The organism is Corallococcus llansteffanensis, from assembly GCF_003612055.1.
GTDB classification, from domain to species: domain Bacteria; phylum Myxococcota; class Myxococcia; order Myxococcales; family Myxococcaceae; genus Corallococcus; species Corallococcus llansteffanensis.
Map to the genome: position 1 here is coordinate 1 of NZ_RAWB01000701.1, position 4,626 is coordinate 4,626.

Below are 4,626 nucleotides of genomic sequence, written 5' to 3' on the forward strand. Positions count from 1 at the left end.
GGGGATGGCCTTGGAGCTGGATGACTGGGGGGGCACGGGACCGCTCCTGCACTTCGCGTGCGCGAACGGCTTCCCTCCGGAGACGTACCGGAAGCTCTTCACGCGGCTGGCGACGCGCTACCACGTGGTGTCGCTGCGCACGCGGCCGCTGACGCCGGGCGAGGACCCGAAGAAGCTCACGACCTGGCAGCAGCTGGGAGAGGACCTCGCGCGCGAGCTCAAGGCCCGGGGGCGCTCGGGCGTCCTGGGCGTGGGCCACAGCGTGGGCGGGGCGAGCACGCTGATGGCGTCCGCCGCGAACCCCGGCCTGTTCCGCGCGGTGGTGGCGTTGGATCCGGTGCTCATCACCGGGACGCGCGCGTGGGCGGTGCGCTTCTTGAAACTGCTGGGCCGCATGGACCGCACCGCCATCGTGCAGGGCGCGCTGCGGCGCCGGGAGCGTTGGGCCACGCGCGAGGAGGCGGCCGACGCGTACCGCGAGCGCAAGCTGTTCCGCGACTGGGACGCGGACTGCTTCAACGACTACATCACCCACGGGTTCGTGCCGACGCCGGAGGGGGACTTCCGCCTGCGCATCCCGCGCGAGTGGGAGGCGCGCATCTTCGAGACCTTCCCCGCGAACCCCTGGAAGCTCATCCGCGCCAACACGGCGCCCACGCTGGTGATGCGCGGGGAGAAGTCAGACACGCTGCTGCCCGCCGCGCTGGCGCGGGCGGAGCGCGAGATGCCCCGGGCGCGGGTGGACGTGATGCCGCTCGCCTCGCACCTGTTCCCGCTGGAGCAGCCGCGCGAGACGGCCGAGCGCGTGCTCCGGTTCTTCGACCTGGTGGCACCCGGGGACGTGGACACGGGCGCGGCTTGAAGAAGACGACGGGCGGCCCTCCCGTGAAGAAGGACCGCCCGCCGTGCTACCGCCGACTGTTCAGGGACTAGCGCGACAGGGCGATGTCGCCCGGCAGGCCCCACTGGAGGGCGCCGAACTGCGCGTTGTACCAGTAGCCCGAAGAAGGCCTCCAGACGATGTACTCGTCGGTGCCGTCCCCGTTGGTGTCGCCGAAGCGCGGGACGTCGCCCGGGATGCCGTACACGGTGCTGCCCGTGCCGCCGACGTGGATGTTCTTCGTGGTGAAGGTGCCGTCATTCGGCCGCCACATCCCGAGGTTCCACTGGTTGGCGAACTTGTAGGGGACGGGCACTTCACCCCAGGCGCCCAGGGCGTGGATGGCGCTGGTGCCGTTGAAGAAGCGGATGATCCACTGGCCGGTGGACGGCCGGTACACCGACACATCCTCGTAGCCATCGCCGTCGAAGTCGCGGGCGATGGGCACATCGCTGATGGCGCCCCAGTTGATGACGGTGGACGTGCCGTTGGCATAGCGGATGATCCACTGCCCCTCGGCGGTGCCGCCGACGTAGGTGGGGCGGTAGACGACGAACTCCGCCTTCTTGTCGCCCGTGAAGTCCATGGGCACGGGGATGTCACCCAGCGTGCCCCACTGGGTGGACTGCGTGGTGCCGTCCCACTTGCGCACGTGCCACGTGCCCGTGCTCGGCCGCCAGACGATGAGCTCCGCGCGCGCGTCGCCCGTCACGTCCGCGGGCACGGGCACGTCCCCCTGCTGCCCCCACTGGATGGACTGCGTGAGGTGCGTGGCGGAGAAGACGATGTTCCACATGCCGGTGCTCGGACGCCACACCGCGTAGTCGCTGCGGCCGTCGCCGTCGAAGTCCGTGGAGTGCATGTTCGTGTAGCGGTTCTGCATGTGGGAGATCTGCTTGCGCAGGTCCGGGCGCGGGCCAATCTTCCCGCCCGCCGCCTGGGCCGTGCCGTCGCGGCGCAGCACGTCGCGCAGCTCCTTGGGGGCGTAGTAGGAGCCATGGCGCAGGTACATCACCCCGGAGAGCGCCACCGCCGCGCTCGTGACGATGGGGGAGGCGCCGGAGGTGCCGGAGAAGCCGCCCGTGTAGAAGAGGTTCTCACCCTCGGCGTTGTACTTGTTGCCGTAGCCGGTGGTGACGATCTGCCAGTCGCCTTCGGCGTGCGTGTCCACGCGGGTGCCGTAGGTGGAGAAGCTGGCCTTGTTGCGGGTGAGCTTCTCGCCCGCGCCCACGATGATGGCCCCGGAGTCCTTCGTCGCGTCCGTGGCGCTGAAGTACCCGGCGAAGCCGGCCGTATCGAGGCTGCAGTTTCCGTTGCCCGCGGCCTCCACGACGATGCGGCCGTTGCCGGTGGCGACCTTGATGGCGTCGCGGATGGCGGGCACGTACTCGGAGGGGACCAGGTCCCCGGTGTTGACGACGCCGTCGCCGTTGCAGTCGATGGAGGAGTACGCCTGCATCTCCAGGAGGATGACGGCGCCCGCCCAGAACTGGTTCGCCGCCGAGTAGATGGCGGAGGCGCGGTCATAGCCGGTGGAGGGCCACTCGGTGGACAGGCGCACGCTGGCGCCGTGCACGAGGCCCGTGGTGCCGAAGGCGTTGGCGTTGCTGCTGAGGACGCCAATCACGGCCGTGCCGTGGTTGCGGTTGCCGAGCACCGCCGCGCTGGCGTGGGGCTGGCCGTTGACGAGCACCGCGCCCGCCAGCTGGGTGAGGTCCTGGTGCGTGTAGTTCCAGGAGTATTCCGCGTCGGTGTAGCCCCAGTTGTTGCCGTAGGCGTTCCAGTACTGGGTCCGCAGCCAGTCCGTGTCGATGCCGATGGGCGCGGCCTCGCCATAGTCCTGCTCCGCCACGTAGCTGACGGTCAGCATGTTCGCGCCGCCCGGAGCGGCGGGGGCGGCCTCCGCCTTCGGGGTGGGCTGGGCCTCCGCGACGAGCGCCTGGGCGCCTTCGCCCCGCTCCCAGGCGCGCACGCGCTCCAGGGAGGGCAGGTCCATGCGCGCGTGCTCGCTCCAGTAGGCCTGGAAGGCCTCCGCGCTCGCACGGTCCAGGTCGGCGGACGGCACGGGCAGGGGCGACGGGTAGGCCACCTCCACCACGTCCAGCGCGTTGAGGGCGTTGACGACGTCCAGGACCTCCCGGTCCGAGCCGGCATCCAGGTAGACGTAGAACCAGAGGTTCGGATCCGGCAGCAGCTCGCCGGAGCCGCGCTCGCCCCGGGCCTTGAGCTGCTCGGCGGCGTCCTCGGTGAAGGGGTGCATCTTCATCGCCACGGACCGGCGCACGCTCCGCAGCGTGGCCCGCACCCGGTCCACCTCGGCGAGCGACGACGGGCCCACCGCCTTGCCCGCCTCCATCGCCAGCTCACCGCCGCGCGCGCGGACGCCGCTGCCCTCGCGGAACTTCACCTCGATGCGGTTCTTGAAGCTGACGCGCAGGTCCTCCTCGCTGAACGAGCGCTTGAGCGCCGCGTGCGAGCCGCGCTGGAGCGCTGGGGCGGCACGGACCTGCCCGCCTCCCTGCGGCTGTCCGCTCCGGTCCACATTCGCGGCCACCGCGTTCGTCGCGGTGCACGCCATCACCATCAGCGCCAGCTTCGCGGGCCGGCCCTTCGACTTCATCATGGAGAGTGCTCCTGGGAGCCGCGCTCATCGCGAGGCGGCTGCCAACAGGACGTCCTCCACCGGAAATATTCGCAGAATTTCTGTTATCCGGGGGTTGGCCCCCTCACCCGTAGGCTTCGCGCTTGATGCGCTTGTCGGGGATGTCCAGCGCGTGCAGGTGGCCGAGCACCGCCTCCATGAAGCGCGGCGTCGCGGGGGTGCGCGTCTCCAGCGCCTTGCGCCGGTCCCACGGGGTGATGGCGGGCCCGCAGACGTAGACGAGGCAGGTGTCACGGTCCGGTAACAGCTCGTGCAGCAGCGCTTCGTTGACGCGGCCCTTGCGCACCTGGGGGCTGAACTTCGTCTCGTCCGTCTCGCGGGTGAGGGTGTGCACCACGCGCACGCGCTCGGGCGCGGAGCGCTCCAGGGCGGCCAGCTCCTCGCGGTAGAGGATGTCGCCCCAGGTCTTGTTGGACGCGAGGAAGGTGTGGCGCAGCTTCAGCCCCCGGTGCAGCGCGTCCTTCACCATGGCGAAGTTGGGCACCGCGCCGGAGCCCGCCACCAGGTGCAGCACGTGGTCCGTGCGCTCTGTCACGTCGTCCGGCAGCACGTACGGGCCCATGAAGCCCGTGACCTTGATGCGGGCGCCGGTGAGGCGGCCGTGCACGAGCAGCGGCGACAGCAGCGGCGGGTAGAGGGTGACGCCGGGGATGAACTCCTCGTCCTTCACCGTGATGGCCACGAGGGGCTCATGCGGCGCGGAGGCGAGCGAGTACGAGCGCGCCGGCTCCTTGCGCCCCTTCTGCAACTGGAGGTACGCGCACTGGTGCGCGAGCGCCGGGAACTGATGTGGGTCGATGTTGAGGAACTGCCCCGCCTTGTAGTCGAGCTTCCCCGAGCCGGGGCCGGCCCCCAGGTCCAGCAGCAGCGTCGCCGTGTCGTGCGTCTCCATCCGCACCCCGGTGACGGTGGCCTCGTACTCGACGGGCTTCTTCGCGCGAGAGGGCGTGGCTTCGACGCTCATGGGCCTCCCATAACACGCGGGGTATGGCCTCGCGCGGCCGGACGTGCTGGGCTCGGCCGCCCTGGAGCCTCCTTTCCGGAATGTCGGAGAGGGGCGGACGTTGGCTGGATGACGGAAGGG

The 4,626-nt window shown here is 70.6% G+C and carries 3 protein-coding genes; 1 reads left to right on the forward strand and 2 read right to left on the reverse strand.

The window, feature by feature from the left end:
- On the forward strand, positions 1-862 hold an 862-nt coding region (locus D7V93_RS38485; RefSeq protein ID WP_244237758.1), incomplete at its 5' end, for an alpha/beta fold hydrolase.
- A 67-nt stretch (positions 863-929) separates the two neighbouring features.
- On the opposite strand, the gene D7V93_RS38490 is transcribed toward D7V93_RS38485, so the two are convergent.
- Together D7V93_RS38490 and D7V93_RS38495 are read right to left on the reverse strand one after the other, a co-directional pair.
- Positions 930-3,503, reverse strand: a complete 2,574-nt coding sequence (locus tag D7V93_RS38490; RefSeq protein WP_120648055.1) for a S8 family serine peptidase — start codon at positions 3,501-3,503, stop codon at positions 930-932.
- Between the two features lie 103 nt (positions 3,504-3,606).
- Positions 3,607-4,506: a ferredoxin reductase domain-containing protein gene (locus tag D7V93_RS38495; protein WP_120648056.1), complete on the reverse strand. Its 900-nt coding sequence runs from the start codon at positions 4,504-4,506 to the stop codon at positions 3,607-3,609.
- Positions 4,507-4,626 lie beyond the last annotated feature (120 nt).